The 15,304-nt window shown below is 31.8% G+C and carries 14 protein-coding genes and 2 rRNA genes (1 of these 16 running past the window's edge); 9 read left to right on the top strand and 7 right to left on the bottom strand.

Going from position 1 to position 15,304, the window contains the following annotated elements; translation table 11 throughout:
• Positions 1-619, top strand: a 23S ribosomal RNA gene (locus EI427_RS17140) (it extends 2,258 nt beyond the left edge of the window).
• 123 nt (positions 620-742) lie between these two features.
• Positions 743-854 (top strand): 5S ribosomal RNA (rrf, locus tag EI427_RS17135).
• A 199-nt stretch (positions 855-1,053) separates the two neighbouring features.
• Here the strand turns inward: rrf and EI427_RS17130 are convergent.
• Genes EI427_RS17130 through EI427_RS17105 form a run of 6 tightly spaced genes read right to left on the bottom strand, consistent with a single transcriptional unit; the run spans position 1,054 to position 5,247 of the window.
• The gene (locus EI427_RS17130) at positions 1,054-1,392 is read right to left on the bottom strand and encodes an STAS domain-containing protein (RefSeq protein ID WP_126617037.1); all 339 of its coding nucleotides are present in this window, start codon (positions 1,390-1,392) and stop codon (positions 1,054-1,056) included.
• Positions 1,393-1,398: 6 nt separating this feature from the next.
• Positions 1,399-3,018, bottom strand: coding sequence for an ATP-binding SpoIIE family protein phosphatase (locus EI427_RS17125; RefSeq protein ID WP_126617035.1), 1,620 nt, complete (start codon positions 3,016-3,018; stop codon positions 1,399-1,401).
• A complete protein-coding gene (locus tag EI427_RS17120; protein WP_170178520.1) occupies positions 3,015-3,593 on the bottom strand; it encodes a SpoIIE family protein phosphatase in 579 nt (192 codons plus the stop codon). The genes EI427_RS17125 and EI427_RS17120 overlap by 4 nt, the downstream gene beginning before the upstream one ends.
• Complete coding sequence (locus EI427_RS17115) at positions 3,593-3,982, bottom strand: ATP-binding protein (protein WP_126617031.1); 390 nt, start codon at positions 3,980-3,982, stop codon at positions 3,593-3,595. Before EI427_RS17115 ends, EI427_RS17120 begins: the two co-directional genes overlap by 1 nt.
• Positions 3,972-4,358 (bottom strand): STAS domain-containing protein, encoded by a 387-nt coding sequence (locus tag EI427_RS17110; protein WP_126617029.1) that lies wholly within the window; start codon positions 4,356-4,358, stop codon positions 3,972-3,974. The genes EI427_RS17115 and EI427_RS17110 overlap by 11 nt, the downstream gene beginning before the upstream one ends.
• Before the next feature lies 1 nt (position 4,359).
• Entirely contained in the window at positions 4,360-5,247 is an 888-nt protein-coding gene (locus EI427_RS17105; RefSeq protein WP_126617027.1) for a protoglobin domain-containing protein, read from the bottom strand.
• 378 nt (positions 5,248-5,625) lie between these two features.
• Between EI427_RS17105 and EI427_RS17100 the strand changes: the two genes are divergently transcribed.
• Positions 5,626-7,311, top strand: a complete 1,686-nt coding sequence (locus EI427_RS17100; RefSeq protein WP_126617025.1) for a glycoside hydrolase family 43 protein — start codon at positions 5,626-5,628, stop codon at positions 7,309-7,311.
• Between the two features lie 227 nt (positions 7,312-7,538).
• Positions 7,539-10,127 carry a T9SS type A sorting domain-containing protein gene (locus tag EI427_RS17095; protein WP_126617023.1) on the top strand — a complete coding sequence of 863 codons (2,589 nt, stop codon included), beginning with the start codon at positions 7,539-7,541 and terminating at the stop codon, positions 10,125-10,127.
• 87 nt (positions 10,128-10,214) lie between these two features.
• On the opposite strand, the gene EI427_RS17090 is transcribed toward EI427_RS17095, so the two are convergent.
• Positions 10,215-11,084, bottom strand: a complete 870-nt coding sequence (locus EI427_RS17090) for a DUF302 domain-containing protein (RefSeq protein ID WP_126617021.1) — start codon at positions 11,082-11,084, stop codon at positions 10,215-10,217.
• A 228-nt stretch (positions 11,085-11,312) separates the two neighbouring features.
• On the opposite strand from EI427_RS17090, the gene EI427_RS17085 reads away from it, so the two are divergent.
• The 5 genes from EI427_RS17085 to EI427_RS17070 all read left to right on the top strand — a co-directional run bounded on the left by EI427_RS17085 (position 11,313) and on the right by EI427_RS17070 (position 15,240).
• Positions 11,313-12,194 (top strand): class I SAM-dependent methyltransferase, encoded by an 882-nt coding sequence (locus EI427_RS17085; RefSeq protein WP_126617019.1) that lies wholly within the window; start codon positions 11,313-11,315, stop codon positions 12,192-12,194.
• Between the two features lie 462 nt (positions 12,195-12,656).
• On the top strand, positions 12,657-12,821 hold the full coding sequence (locus EI427_RS25925) for a hypothetical protein (protein ID WP_155523296.1): 165 nt from the start codon (positions 12,657-12,659) through the stop codon (positions 12,819-12,821).
• 48 nt (positions 12,822-12,869) lie between these two features.
• The gene (locus tag EI427_RS17080) at positions 12,870-13,442 is read left to right on the top strand and encodes a helix-turn-helix domain-containing protein (protein WP_126617017.1); all 573 of its coding nucleotides are present in this window, start codon (positions 12,870-12,872) and stop codon (positions 13,440-13,442) included.
• A 497-nt stretch (positions 13,443-13,939) separates the two neighbouring features.
• The gene (locus EI427_RS17075; protein WP_126617015.1) at positions 13,940-14,737 is read left to right on the top strand and encodes a hypothetical protein; all 798 of its coding nucleotides are present in this window, start codon (positions 13,940-13,942) and stop codon (positions 14,735-14,737) included.
• 113 nt (positions 14,738-14,850) lie between these two features.
• Positions 14,851-15,240 carry a hypothetical protein gene (locus tag EI427_RS17070; protein WP_126617013.1) on the top strand — a complete coding sequence of 130 codons (390 nt, stop codon included), beginning with the start codon at positions 14,851-14,853 and terminating at the stop codon, positions 15,238-15,240.
• The last annotated feature ends 64 nt before the right edge of the window (positions 15,241-15,304 follow it).

Here is a 15,304-nt window from a genome sequence, read left to right as displayed (position 1 = left end):
GAGTAACGGAGGCTTTCCAAGGTTCCCTCACGACGGTCGGCAATCGTCGGAAGAGCGCAATGGCATAAGGGAGCCTGACTGCGAGAGAGACATTTCGAACAGGCACGAAAGTGGGACATAGTGATCCGGTGGTACCGCATGGAAGGGCCATCGCTCAAAGGATAAAAGGTACTCTGGGGATAACAGGCTGATCTCCCCCAAGAGCTCATATCGACGGGGAGGTTTGGCACCTCGATGTCGGCTCGTCACGTCCTGGGGCTGGAGAAGGTCCCAAGGGTTGGGCTGTTCGCCCATTAAAGTGGCACGCGAGCTGGGTTCAGAACGTCGTGAGACAGTTCGGTCTCTATCTGTTGCGGGCGTAGGAAATTTGAGAGGCTCTGACTTTAGTACGAGAGGACCGAGTTGGACACACCTCTGGCGTACCGGTTGTTCCGCCAGGAGCATCGCCGGGTACCTATGTGTGGAGCGGATAAGCGCTGAAAGCATCTAAGCGCGAAACCCACCTCGAGATGAGATTTCCATATAAGGGTTGTTATAGATTATGACGTTGATAGGCTTCAAGTGTACGTGTAGAGATACATTCAGCTGAGAAGTACTAATCGCCCAAGAGCTTTTCTTTTACGGTTAGCACTCTAGTGATAGAGTGCTAGCAAAGTTTTTCCTTTTCACTGTCAAATAACTTATTTAGATGAGTTGTTTGTTATTAGTGATTAGATTCGATGATCAAAGACATTAAGATATTGATGGTGTCAATGACGTGGGTGTTCACCTCTTTCCATTCCGAACAGAGCAGTTAAGCCCCACAGTGCTGATGGTACTGGGTTAACCCCCGGGAGAGTAGGTCGACGCCACATTTATTATATATAGAAGGTTAGTTAACACAAGATGTTGACTAACCTTTTTTTGTGGCTATACTTTTTAGGGGTAATATCGATAAAAAACTATTTTTTCAAATAAAAAGTAACTTATTTAATTGTATTTCAAATTAAATAAGCTATAAAAAGAGTGATTTCACTTACATTTTTAATCAAACTAGGCAGATATAATCAAAATCTATTTGACAATTTCTAGACTGTCTTCTAATGTGTCTTTTAATTCAACAATCATGTCAAAGCCGGACATTTTAACAATATCTTTAATAGTATCATTAGCATTACACACAACAAATTTCCCATCAACATTTTGCATTTCCTTGGATGCCGAAAGAAAAATACGAAGTCTAGAACTACTCATATAAGTAACATCTTTTAAGTTAAGTATTACTTTGGTATGCCCTTCTTTAGTGATAAGTATATGTATTTTTTCATCAAGAATAGATGAAGTATTTGCATCTAAAAAACCAGTAACATTAATAACGGTTACATTGTCAATATTTTCAATTTTGTATTCCATAATAATTTATATTTTTTGAAGTAACCTTAAGCAATTTTTGTTGTCAAAGCGTTCGTAAGAAAGTTCTTCCACTAAATTTTTAATTATAAATATACCTAATCCGCCAACCTGTCGCTCATCAAGAGATAATGCAACATTAGGGTCTTCTTTTTCTAGAGGGTTAAAAGCTGTACCATTGTCTATAATTTTAATACAAATCTCAGAACTATCAACTTTTAAAGAGACATTAATTAATGGAGTAACTGTACTTGAGAATGAATAATTAATTGTATTACTAAGAATTTCATCTAAAATAATCTGAGTTTTGTGTATTGCACTAGTAGGTACTTTTTGCTTTAAAAGGTACTCTTCTACTTTTTGAGTAAGAGCTAATTTTTCATTAAATGAATTTGATATTGAAAATGAACCTTTTGTATCACTAGATTGATGGTATTTTATACTTAAAACAGTAATATCATCAGCTTGTTCAGATCCTAATTCAAACTCTCCAATATCTTTTACTACTGTATCATTTATATCTTTAACACTACTATTAGTTACAGTACTTAAAAGAGTAGTTAAACGTTCATCAGAATATAATTGATGGGATTGATTTTGAGCTTCTGTTACTCCATCAGTATAAGCAAAAACGATATCAGCAGGTTTAAGTTGAATACTTTTTTCTTTATAATTAAACCCTTCTAATGCACCAACTACGGGGCCGTGTAATTCTTCTAACCTTCTCATATTTTCATTGTTAATAATATAAGAAGGGTTGTGTCCTGCGTTGGTGTAAGTTAACATTCCTGTTTCTAAATCTAACAGAGCAAGAAATACAGTAATGAACATGTTATTTTTATTGTCTTTGGCAATTTCACTATTCACATGAGAAACTATCTCACTTGTAGATGTTTCATTAATAGCACTACTTCTTAGTAAAGATTTAGTTTGCGCCATTAATAACGCAGCAGGTACACCTTTACCAGAGACATCGCCAACAACGAAGTAAAAATATTTATCGTTTATGAATTGAAAGTCATAAAAATCCCCACCTACTTCTCTTGCGGGTACAAGAATACCATGAACATCAATAAAACTATTTGAAGGGAAATCTGTAGGAACCATACTTAATTGTATATTTCTACCTACAATAAGTTCGCCTTGCATTCTAGCTTTACTATCGTTCGCTTTTTTCAGGTCAGCAAGAGATGCTTCTAAATCATTATTTTTTGATTGTACCTCCTCAAGTAATTCATCTCTTGATTTTTCATTATATACACTAAGTACAAGTTTAAATTCTCTAGCAGAGAACTCTTGCTCAACAGTTATTAAATAATGATTATCTATTTTTTCTATGGATAAGAAATGAACATAAAGAGAAGGAGGAGGAAGGGTAAATTGTTTAGCGTTATCTTGCACAATTAGTTGAATTTTCTTTCCAACTTCTTGCTGCATAATTACATTAGTCTGAATAGTTAATTGATGTTTTTGAGCAATAAGATCTTTTAAAAAAGAAGAAATTATAGAAGATACTTTAACAGATAAAGTATTATCGTTTGTGAGTATCCTTAATGATTTAAATACCCTTTGACGATAATTAATAACATCAATTTCTTTGGTGATATATTTGGTTTCTATGCGAATCATGAAATTTGTACCTTAACAGTTATCATCGAAGCATCATCAAAAAGAGAACCTGATTGCTTCACAATTTTCTTTGCTAATATTTCACTAGAAAAAAGGTGATAATTATTGAATTCAGATGAATTGAAATTTCCATTAATACCATCGCTATACATAAAAATGATATCGTTATCTTCTAACTTTTTTGATGTCACTTTAGATGTCCTACCTCTTACACCTAATAAACCATCAGTAGATAACATATCAATATTTTTAGTATTAACAATTTTACAATTTATATTTCCAAGGCTGCCAAAAGAAAAACTATCTCCGATAAGACATCCAATTCCAATCACAGCTCCTTCAGTACCCAACATATATTCATGGGTTTTCTGAATTACGTATTGAATATCGGCATTATGGTTATTGATTAAGAATGATTTTATTTCTTCAGATATGGCGTTTGCTACATCACCATGACCGATACCATCAATAACAGCAAAAAAAGTGTATCGAGAATCTTTTAAAATATAGATTACATCTCCATTACGTTTTTCTCCTGCAATAGGTCTAGTATAGCCACCGATATCTATGTTCACTATTTTATCCAATATATTACTTTTATATGAGTACCTGTTTCTGGTGTTGAATCTATTTCTAAAATATCTGACATTCTTTTAATACCTGGTAACCCTAAACCTAAAGTACCTCCAGTAGAAAAATTATCTGCTAGAGCTTTCTCAATGTTTGGAATTGAAGGGCCCTTGTCGATAGCTTCTATCAAAATTCCACTTTTATGATGTCTTGTTTCTTTAGTGTAAACAATAAATCCTTTTGTGGCATATTTAATAATATTTTGAGCGAGCTCAGACACAAGAATAGATATTTTCATGGCATCTAATTCTTCAAAACCAAGTGTTTTTGCAAAATCAGTACACTCTACCTGAGCATAATGTATATCGTTTTCAGATTGTATACTAATTTTCATCTATCATATTATTTGATAACAATAACTCAATGGCTTCATCTAAACTAAGTGCAGCATTAAGATCATCAATATCTGCATCAAGCACAATTAGAGAGGAAACTACAGCAGGTCTTAAGCCCGAAATTACAGTTGAAAACCCTGTCAATTTAATCATTTTAATAGTATCTTTTATGGCATTGAAATCACTAATATCAATAATTTCTAAACCAGATAGATCTAAAATAACACCTTTAATAGTACTATTCTTAACCACAAATTCTAACAATTCATGACGAAATAATTTTAAAAGAGGAGTTGTTAAATCAACTTGAAAAGATGCAATAATACAACGGTTATGTAACTGTATGGGTATACCTGACCTGTCCCAACTATCCATATTATTGTTTAATAATTTTCATATTTAATTTATTGAAAGCAATTTCTATTGCTGCTTTTAGGTTTGCTGTAGTTTTTATGGTTCCTACATCAATTCCTAATTCTACAATAGTTTGTGCTACTGCAGGTGATAAGCCTGAAATAATACATTCACAACCCATTAATTTTGTTGCTTTAGTAATCTTTATTAGATGGTTTGCAACAGCAGTATCTACAACTGCTACACCAGATATATCAAGAATAAAGCTTTGTGCAGAATGGTTAGAAATATGATTTAACGTGTTATCCATAATGTTTTGGGCACGTCTAGAGTCAATAAGTCCAACTACGGGTAATAATAACAATCCTTCCCAAATCTGAGTTACAGGAGTAGACATTGCCATTAATGTTTTACTTTGTGCAGTTAGCTTATGATTGACAATTTGTTCATAACTCTGAACAATAATAGTCATATCCATATGCACTAGTTTATTTAATGCACGTCTTGCTTTATCTAAAGCATCATTATCTAAGTCTAGCTCATTAAGCATATTTACAAAAAGCCCTAAGAAGTGGTCTACACCAGCTAAATAAATTTCTTGAGATAAGCCTATACGGGCATGAACTTCACCAACTTTTCTTCTTGAATTAAGGTATTGTTCATTAATATTAGATTCAAAAAATTGCTCCCAGAACCCAAATTGCATCTTTTGTACTCTATTTAGTGTACTTGCGTCTGCAAAATATTCATGAAATTCCGGAGTAGTTTTTAGCCATTCGTACCAACTATCAACCATGCCAGACATTCTTTCCATGGCAGGATCTTTTAGCATTTTTACATTTTGAATATCGATTTCTTGTATGCCATAGAGTTCGCAAAGTTGAGTGGCATTTCTAGAATTTTCGTGCATAGGGTAGGATAGATTTTTTTTAAAACTTGTTGATCTTTTAATTAGATAAAGTTGAAGTTAATTTCTTCTGTAGAAAGAACAAAATTTTTAAATATACAATCTCAAATTAATCATATGATGATAGGTGGTTTTGCGTCTTTTTTTCTTGAATTAAGAATAATTAATCTTGCTATTTTCTTAAACAATAGTTAATAAGTACGTAAGTGGCACAGTTTTGTTAATAGTGTTTTTGGGTAAAGAATCAATTGTCCGTGTACGCACGGGCTTAACTCCCCTCCATTGATTTTCAATGGAGGGGTTTTATTTTTTGTTAAGGTATTGGTAGCATTTATCAAAAGTTCTTTATTTTGCCTATCCATTATTACAATTTGATAACCTATGTATAGATTAATACTATTATTATTGCTTTTTGCAATACCTACATTTGCCCAAGAATCAACTTTTAAAAACCCTATTTTACAAGGGGGCTATCCTGATCCTTCCATAACCACAGACGGAGAATATTATTATATAGTCAATTCTTCTTTTGAGTATTTTCCTGGTTTACCTATTCACCGTAGTAAAGATTTAGTGAATTGGGAGTTAATTGGCTATGGCTTACACAGAGAAGAGCAATGTAATGGGGAAATGAACCTTGTAGATGTACAACAGAATGGAGGTATTCATGCACCTACATTACGTTATCACAATGGTAAATTTTATATTATAACAACGAATGTATATAACCCAATCGATGGCTCTCCAACTAAGACAATAAATTTTATTATTACTGCAGATAAGGCTGAAGGCCCTTGGTCTGAACCTCATATTATTGAAGGAGCTCCTGGTATAGATCCAGATTTATTTTTTGATGACAATGGAGATGCTTGGTATTTTGGTGCTAACTCTCCAGAGAAACCTAATTATGAAGGTGAAGGTGAAATTTATGGTCAGCAATTGGATTTAGACGCGTGGAAATTTATTGGTGAACGTCAATATCTTTATAGAGGAGCTTGTGGTGGCGTATGGGTAGAAGGCCCACATATGTACAAGCACGATGGACTCTACTATTTAATGGTAGCAGAAGGAGGTACAAGTTACAACCATTCTATGATGATTGCTGTAAGTGATGATATTAAAGGAACGTTTGTATCTAACGAGCGTAACCCAATTTTAACTACAAGAAACCTGTCTTATGATAACTGGGTGAACAGTACAGGACATGCAGATATAATTCAATTAAAAGATGGACGTTGGTATATGGTTGCTCTTGGTATTAGAGGTGATGTACAACGAGCAACAAATATGGGAAGGGAAACATTTTTGATACCTGTACAATGGGAAAGAGAACCTTTTTGGTGGAAAGAACCTAAATACGATTGGCCAGTTGTAGCTCCAGAAACAGGGCGAGTGATGAAAAATGAGAAACTGCCATTTTCTGATAAAGTACAATATAGAGATGGTTCTTTTAAAGATGATTTTGATACTGATGTACTTAGCTTGGAATGGAATTTTAGAAGAGTACCTTTACCAAATACCTATAGTCTTTCTAAGAGGGAGGGCTTTTTAAGAGTATTTGCAAAGCCAGAAATTATAAAAATGAGAGGTCAAGCCAGTTTAATGGGTGTTCGCCAAAGAGAAACTGATTTTGACTATTCTGCAAAAATGCAATTTGCTGGTAAAAAAGAAGGTATTGAGGCAGGCATAAGTATCTTTCAAAAAGATGATAACTACATGAATATGACCATAACCAAAAAAGAGGGTAAATATGTAATGAAAGTTGTTGTTGCTGAAAAGAAAGTGGATGAAGTAAAAATACTTAAAGAGAAAGTCCTTGAAAATTATAATGGTAATGTAGTTTTTAAAGTGACTTCTAAAGAGAATAAATATAATTTTATGTACTCTCTTGATAATGGGAAATCGTTTAGTGAATTTGTGGAAACAAAAGCTGATTACCTCTTAAGTTTTGGTTGGAACAGTGGCTATACTGGTGCTTATTGTGGCGTTTATGTTACTAGTAATGGCAAGGCATCAAAAGAATATGCAGATTTTGATTGGATTGATTATAAAGGTTATGAGCATTAGAAATTGTTGGAGTAGTTAATTGGTACTCCCTCATAAAATAATCTAATAGATAATATCAGAAAAGGATTGAACTGAAAGGTTTGATCCTTTTTTAATTCTAAGAACTTTTACTTTAACAGAATTAAGATTGTTGTTAGTAGGAGCGAATCTATTCACCTAAAATATGTAAATTGATAATTATCAATACTTTATAAACCTAATTCTATTTCTCTTAATCTCATTAACTTATGAATAAATCATTTTTTTACTTTGTGATTTTTCTTATTCCTTCTGTATTATGGGGACAAAATAATTATATGTCAACGGTGAATAGCTTTCCTGTTGGTCCCTACGGAGGTGGAAATGATTATGATGGGATAATTGAAGATATTACTGATTATACAGTTGTTTCTTCGATTGATGAATTAATCATAGCATTAGATAATAAGACGACAAAAATTTACATTCAAGATAATACTACATTAACGCTAACAGCAGATAAAGTCTTAGAAATTAAAGCTGATGGGACAATTATTGCTGGGGGCAGAGGTAAAGAAGAAGTAAAAGGTGCAACAATTCAAAGATCAGATAATGACCCTTCAAATTATAGATATATTTTTAAAATTAAATGGGGAATTGATAACGTAAGAATAACGGGCTTAAACTTGGTTGGACCAAAATCTCTTGTCGGTAATGCTCCGAATACAAATATATCAAGCTATGTTATTAATGGTATAAAAATAGATAATTCACGAAACTCTGAAATAGATAATTGTTTAATCAAAGATTTTGTAGGAAGTGGGATAGAAGTTAAAAACAGTCTTGCGTATATTCATCACAATATTTTTGAAGGTAACAACCATCAATGGACCACAAGATCTACATTTGGTTATGGTCTTTCAGTTTACTCTAATGATCCGACAACGAATACATTTATTGCATACAACTTATTTGATAATAATAAACATGCAATAGCAGGTAGTACACATGGTTACGAGGCGTATACAGCATTATATAATAGCGTTTACCCTAATCGTTTAAGAGATGATCATTCATTTGATATGCACGGCTTATTTGATACTACATCTCCATCTAGTTCTAGTTGTCAGTTCGATCAAGCATGTAATTTTGCAGGCGATTCAATTATTATTGAGCACAACTATTTTGAAGATGCAGTAGAAACACAATGGCCCAACCAAGAAGGGATTCTAATAAGGGGTATCCCAAAAAGCCTAGCTAAAGTAAAGAATAATTATACTGCTGGGGCAGATAAAGAGATGTTAGGACAACAGTTAACAACACAAGAATTAAGAAATCTTGCACAAAACAACCTTGTTGGTTCTAATATTTGGGATGTTTCTGGCAATAGAACAGCAACTGCTATCAATTACTTTTGTGTTTCTTATTCTGCTAATCATAATTGGAAAATCATCTCACCTTTTGTTTGGAATCCCTCTGAAATAAAAATAGGTGATTTTGATGGAGATGGTAAAGATGACCTTTTGAGATTATCTAATGGAAGTCTATTCATTTCTGAAAGAGGAATTAAGAATTGGACAATGTGGGGAAGTACTACTGAAACTATTACTTCTTTATTAATTAAAGATGTGAATAATGATGGCAAAGATGATCTTTTAACCGTAGCTTCTGATCCTATTAATATAGCTTATAGCACAGGTACTTCTTTTTCTTCTTTTCAATCTATAGGAGGTAATAATACAGGTTCTACTCAAGTTTTAGTAGGCAATTTTTCTGATGATAATGTGAAAGATTTTCTTATTTTGAATGGTGAGAATTTCGTTATTAGGAATGGAGAATTAACAAGTGCAACGTATAGTCTTTCATCTGATGAATCTACTACACCTACTAATTTATTGGCTTCTGTAGATATGAAATCTGCAGACTTTGATAACAACGGATACACGGACATTATTATTAGTGATGGTACTAATTGGAAAATACGATACAATTATTCTTCTGGGTTTGCAACTAATTGGAAAACAGTAAATACTTCTGATTTATCTATTTCTAATTCCTTTTTAGGAGATATTGATAACGATGGGGACATAGATGTTTTATATGCGAACGATAACCGATGGGAAGTTTATACATTTATCTTAACAACGAGTTTAGAAAATACACTTTCAGCTAAACTTCCTTTGCAGAGAGCTCCTGAATTGAGTTCAAATCAGGTTACTGCCAATACGTTATTTGTTGGTGATTTTAATGGTGATAATGAAATTGACTTTGGATGTTTCTTTAGACCAAATTCAACCCAGACTGCATTTAGCCAATATTCTTCTATTTTAGATAGAGAACAACAAACATTTACAGCATCAGTTTTTGATCAAATTAATGCTTTAGGAAAGTTTACATTACCAACTTTAGAGAGTAATCAGCGTTTACCTTTAACTATTGAAGTACTTTCTACCAATGCATCTATTTCTGCAGGTGAATTAACTGTAACAAGTAACGGAACGGTCAATTTACGTCTTTATAATGATGGTAATACTCAGTACGCACCATTCGATCAAATTGTTAGTCTACAAATAGGAAGTACAGTAAATGCACTAAATTCTAATAGTAAAATTGAAGTGAAAATCTACCCAAACCCTTCGGAAGGGGATTTTAAAATTTCTTCTGTAACACTAAATGAACGTGTAAAACTCAGTATCTATACAATGAATGGGATACTTTATAAAAATGAAGAAATCTCACTTTATCATAATGTACCAAAGGTTATTTCTTCTTTAAATTTAACGCCTGGTATTTACCAAATGATTATTGAAACTAGTGAAGGTATTGTAAAAAAGAAAGTAGTTATCCAGCATAAGTAATCAAATTTGTAAAATTGAAAGCATAAAAAAATGAGTCAAACTTTTTGAAAGTGTGACTCATTTTTGTTTTGAAATATTGATAATGAATTAATCCATTACTGCACTAGAAAAAGTATCATTTAACCTGTAATTGATTACTCTTTGAGGAATAGTCCACGTATCATAATATAGTTCAGAAAAATCTACAATATCATTAAAAGCAACGGTAACTTTTCCTTCGTCATCAGCAAAAACTAATAATTTCTGACAGAAAGCTTCTAAACCAATTCTTGGAGTTGTATGCATTGCTTTACCACCAGGAGCAGGTCCTCCAAAAAGGATAAGTTGCATTGGGTTCATATCCACCCCATATTTTTTAGCATCTTTTTGATAATCAACTACAGCAAAGAACTCTGTATCACCTTGTGATCCAATAGCCTCATTTAATCTTTTAACAGTAGTTTCAAAATCATATTTTGAAGAGATAGTAAGAATACCAAAATCTTTAGTAACCTCTTTTGTTGAAGATTTTACTATACTCTCTTCAGGAAAGATACTCATTACTTTTTCAATGTCTTTATTAAAATCTTTAACATCCTCGTCTGTTAAACCGTGTCTCTTTTTTAAGAACTCTGCAGAAGTATAGGCTACGCTGGCTTTAGATGTATCTGCTTCTGAGTAACACAATACCTTATAAGGTAAATCTATTGCAATTAATGGATTCTTCTGAATAAGTTTTGTATTTACTTTTGGGTTAGAAAAAATTGTAACAATAGATGGAGGAGTATAAACACCCTCATTACGTGCAAAACGTGCATGATCAATTTTTGTTACAGGCGTAAAACGTCTAATTTTTTTATCTAATTCTACAACTTCTTGATCTACCTTCTGTTCAACTTTGGGAACAGCTGGCGGTGTAGAAGAACAAGAGTAAATTCCTGCAGTAATGAAAACGAGCAATATTTTTTTAAATGTCATAATTGAATTATTATTCTTTGAAATTAATCTTTAATTACTCTACGATATTAAGTCTTTCTAAGGTGAATAAAAAGAGATGAAAACTCGTTTTTTATCAAAAATTAAATAAATAAGTAAAGAATAGAACTTATAAAAGTTAAAATAGTACTGACTTAAGTAAGTTATCTATAATTTAATAATACGCGTCCTTTTTATTAGATTGTAAAAGTGAACTTTTTAACTCATACTATGAAAATATATACTAAGGAAGCGGGAAAAACAGGAGTTAAACCAACAGCTAATGTAGGCTTTGAACAAAGTTTTCCAATTCAACAGAGAATCATAAATGATGATCTTGCCCCTAAACTTTTCTCAGGCATGAATGGATTTTGGATTAAAATTTCAAAATACGCTTCAATAAGAACCTTTTTAGTGAATCTTACCGAAAAATTGATGCCTGGAGGGTGGAGTATGTTCCTTGTTCGTAAAAGATATATTGATTCCAAACTGATCGAAACTATTGAGAATTATGATATTCATAATGTTGTAAACTTAGGTGCAGGTATGGATACTAGGCTGTATCGATTTCCTATACTTCAGAATAAAAAATGTTACGAGATGGATCAAACAGAAAGTGTAAATAGTAAACGAAAAGCTATTGTAAAAGCACTCGGAGTTTTTCCTCAATATGTGCAGCAAGTTCCGATTAATTTTATCAAGGAAAGTATTGATGAAAAAATGAAGAGTAATGGATATAATCCAGAAGAAAAAACTTTTTTCATTTGGGAAGCAGTATCACAATATCTTGATATGCCAAATCTTGAAAAAACATTTGATTTCTTTTCAAACTCGCCAAAAGGAAGTTTTTTAGCTTTTACTTATGTTCTTAAAGACTTCGTGGAAGGTAAGAATTTGTTCAATCAAAAGGTACTATATAAGCTAACTGTTAGAAATAATTTATGGATATCATGTTTTAACCCAAATGAAATCAAAGGTTTTCTTGAAAAATATAACTGGGAGCTTATTGAAGATGTCAGTTATCGTGAATTAGATAATTGGTATGTTAAACCGACAGGTAGAAAATTGGGAGTATGTGATGTTGAGCGTGTTGTATTTGCAAGGAAAAAATAAATAGTAATACGTTTATGTATAGTTAAGCTTCATTAAAATGAAAACCTAATAATTAGGGCTTAGTTTGGCTTTCATACCCTAAAACTAAGCTCTAGTTGAATGTTTGATTGAAATACTTTTCTTTTAGGAGTAAGTTAGGATAGATTTTTCATGCGAAGTCTTTTTTATGCCCTTTCTTTTTGAGAATAAAAATTAGACATTCTAATCACCTCTCTTTCTCTTCAACAAGGGCAAATAGGTGGAGTATACCCTAATCTTTAGATAGAGTTAAATCTAATCTCATAAAGAAGGCGACTAACTTGTTCATCATTTTAGCTTAAAATTCATAACTATCTCAATAAAAACTATTTACAATCTAAGAAAATGGGATAAAATTAGCTCTGGATATTAAAAAATAAAAGAATGTTTTGCAAAATTTATGTACTTAAAGACTGCAACGATTTTCATAAACGAATTGCTACTATGCAAACTATTAATTTTAAAGATATTCTTAACGATCAAAACGTATCAACATTCGGAAGTCACCAAGGAGGAACTCAGTATTTTATTGATAAAATCAATCAGATACAACTACAAGAAAGTATAAGCTATCCTTCAAGATTAGACTTTGGAAGTCTTATCACTTAATTTCTAATGTTGTTACAGTATAACGCTATTTTCTTAGATTAAATTATCATGAAAAACCTTCAGCTCTACCATAGAAAAGTCATACAACGACTGATAGAAGAAAAAATATTCAGTGTTCCCGAAATAGCGGAAGGGTTAGAAGTATCTACTTCAACCATATATCGTGAATTGAAACGTAATACCCACCCACTTACTAAAAAATACAATGCAGAATATGCCCATAAATTATATTTAGCCCGTAAGAAGTTATCAGGCGGAAGTAGAAAAACAAGACCTATCCGCCCTAACACAATAAGGAAAAATGATTCTGAGTTACACACTGAAAGAAGATTTTTACTTTGGTATTCAGACAGACACTATAAAGTGAAATTTAATTCTAGTAGATTTAAGTTTACCCCATTCCCAAAAATGTATGCTTTTCGTCTTGGAATAAAAGATGTAATGTACCATGATGATTGGGAACTTTTCGAACTTTGGCTGGAACATATAAAACTCCAAAAAGAACAAAGTTCAGCATCCACCCCAAAATATTATTGGATGCGTGCCTTAATCAAAAAAGAAGCTCCACTTCAAGTCTGGAAAAACCCATCAATAGCAATGGAACAGAAGAAATGTGTCTAACCCTTTCTTATTTGCTTCTTCACGACTAAAACTCCCCTCACTTCTTCCAAAATTTTCAAGAGAGTATCCCTTTTAGGGATTTTTTTTGTCTAAATTTTCTTAGCCGACTGTTTTGTTTTCATTTTAAGTTGATGATGGAGAAGAATTGCATTTGCTCACGAATTGATTTTGAAATTTTATTTTCAGTAATCGATTCAAACATTTTATTAGTATCAGTGCGTAGAAATTTGTATTTCAATTCTATTATCAACAACTTACTTATGGTTAATAAACATCTTCTTTCTGGCGACTAAAACAAAGTAAACTTGTAGCTCCATTAATAGTAGTGTATTAACAATAGGATAACTGCAGTATATATTGCTCAAAAAATATACCCTATAACTTTTACAGTAGGATATTGATGAGGTTGCTTATATAACGCCTTATTCATTGAAATAAAATAGATATAAACTGCAATACGTTTGTATAATGTTAGCATTAACTAAATGACAGATCAAATGAACCTTCAAAAGTTAACTCCTGCTCAAACACATATGATATTAAATCCTATTAAATCAAAAAATACGGATTTATTGAAATTTGCTTTATATGACTTACTTTATAAAGAAATTTTAATGTTAGAACAGGAATGGAAATTCCCACACCCAAAAAGACGAAGAGAAAGTTTATTTATCTATGTATCAAGAGGAAAAAAATACAATGAATATATCTATAACATTCATCAAAATATCTTCCTTGAATCATTTAAAATAGAGAATAGAAGGATACAATTAAGGAAGTTAATCAAAGAAATATTACCATTATGTGGAAATGGTCAAGGATATAAAGCATTACAACTTAATGAAGACTTTAAATTATTTGGTTTATTTCATCAAACTTTGAGCTTCAAAGATTTTAATCTATTTTTTCTAAACTCAAAAGGTAGAAATTTAAGAAAAAAAATCAAACTTAGTTTAAATCACTATAATAAACGACTAAAATCTAATGATTTAACAAACAAAGAATTTACTGAAATTCTTAAAGAATTAGGTTCAAATATTTTTTTATTAGATGATTTCAATTCAGAATTAATAGAGAAGTTTAATTCAAATTTTATTCATGGGTCAACTATAAAAGACTCTTCAGAATATGATTTCGATTTTGAAACTATTTATGAGGTTTTCTCAATGCCTATATTTATGAATATGGATATAATAGATTCATTTTCAAGTTCTTTTGATTCAGGGGTTGATTATGAATCAAGTAATCATGATTCTTCATCAGATTATTCTGGAGGTGACTCATTTGATTTTTAATGGAGATTTTTAACCACATATCGCAAATGCTAACATCAGCTAAAATAGCAAGTCTATAGTTGGTATTTGAATACAAATCAAAAATAAACGGTAATATTTTTACAATAATAATTATGAAAGAACATCCATCAGGAATATTTATCTATGAAAAAGAGTCTACAAGACTTGCTTATAGTCAACTTGCTTATAAGTTCACTAATACAGCAATTGAAAATAGCTGTATAGAAAAAATTAAGAATGCGATGAAAAGAAACTCAATGGATTTAGGAATTGACTTCACAAAACCTTTGGAAGAGCTAGAATTGGATGAGAATCATTATCAAATTGAATATTTTTTTGTAGGAGAAATTCACGTTGAAGATGGTTGTATTACTGATGAAGAAATAGGAATAAATATATATAAGGAAAATAGGTTTGGACAAGAAAGGTTTAATTCAAGTAAATTGCTGAACCTAACATTAATAATTGAAAAAAATACAGTGCCCAACATCCTTGTAAAGTAATGTTGGATAGTACAAATAACACACGGAAGTTTTAGAGGAAGAGAATGTGGTCTAATCACCAATA

This window comes from Flammeovirga pectinis (assembly GCF_003970675.1).
GTDB lineage: Bacteria > Bacteroidota > Bacteroidia > Cytophagales > Flammeovirgaceae > Flammeovirga > Flammeovirga pectinis.
Note: the sequence above shows the minus strand (reverse complement) of the source record. Positions and strands in the feature narration are given on the sequence as shown.

What these genes read in the sequence shown, in the direction of transcription:
- EI427_RS17125 (WP_126617035.1), bottom strand. Translation starts at nt 3,018, where the DNA reads ATGATTCGCATAGAAACCAAATATATCACCAAAGAAATTGATGTTATT.
- EI427_RS17115 (WP_126617031.1), bottom strand. Translation starts at nt 3,982, where the DNA reads ATGAAAATTAGTATACAATCTGAAAACGATATACATTATGCTCAGGTA.
- EI427_RS17085 (WP_126617019.1), top strand. Translation starts at nt 11,313, where the DNA reads ATGAAAATATATACTAAGGAAGCGGGAAAAACAGGAGTTAAACCAACA.
- EI427_RS17090 (WP_126617021.1), bottom strand. Translation starts at nt 11,084, where the DNA reads ATGACATTTAAAAAAATATTGCTCGTTTTCATTACTGCAGGAATTTAC.
- EI427_RS17080 (WP_126617017.1), top strand. Translation starts at nt 12,870, where the DNA reads ATGAAAAACCTTCAGCTCTACCATAGAAAAGTCATACAACGACTGATA.
- EI427_RS17095 (WP_126617023.1), top strand. Translation starts at nt 7,539, where the DNA reads ATGAATAAATCATTTTTTTACTTTGTGATTTTTCTTATTCCTTCTGTA.
- EI427_RS17130 (WP_126617037.1), bottom strand. Translation starts at nt 1,392, where the DNA reads ATGGAATACAAAATTGAAAATATTGACAATGTAACCGTTATTAATGTT.
- EI427_RS17100 (WP_126617025.1), top strand. Translation starts at nt 5,626, where the DNA reads ATGTATAGATTAATACTATTATTATTGCTTTTTGCAATACCTACATTT.
- EI427_RS17075 (WP_126617015.1), top strand. Translation starts at nt 13,940, where the DNA reads ATGAACCTTCAAAAGTTAACTCCTGCTCAAACACATATGATATTAAAT.
- EI427_RS17105 (WP_126617027.1), bottom strand. Translation starts at nt 5,247, where the DNA reads ATGCACGAAAATTCTAGAAATGCCACTCAACTTTGCGAACTCTATGGC.
- EI427_RS25925 (WP_155523296.1), top strand. Translation starts at nt 12,657, where the DNA reads ATGCAAACTATTAATTTTAAAGATATTCTTAACGATCAAAACGTATCA.
- EI427_RS17110 (WP_126617029.1), bottom strand. Translation starts at nt 4,358, where the DNA reads ATGGATAGTTGGGACAGGTCAGGTATACCCATACAGTTACATAACCGT.
- EI427_RS17070 (WP_126617013.1), top strand. Translation starts at nt 14,851, where the DNA reads ATGAAAGAACATCCATCAGGAATATTTATCTATGAAAAAGAGTCTACA.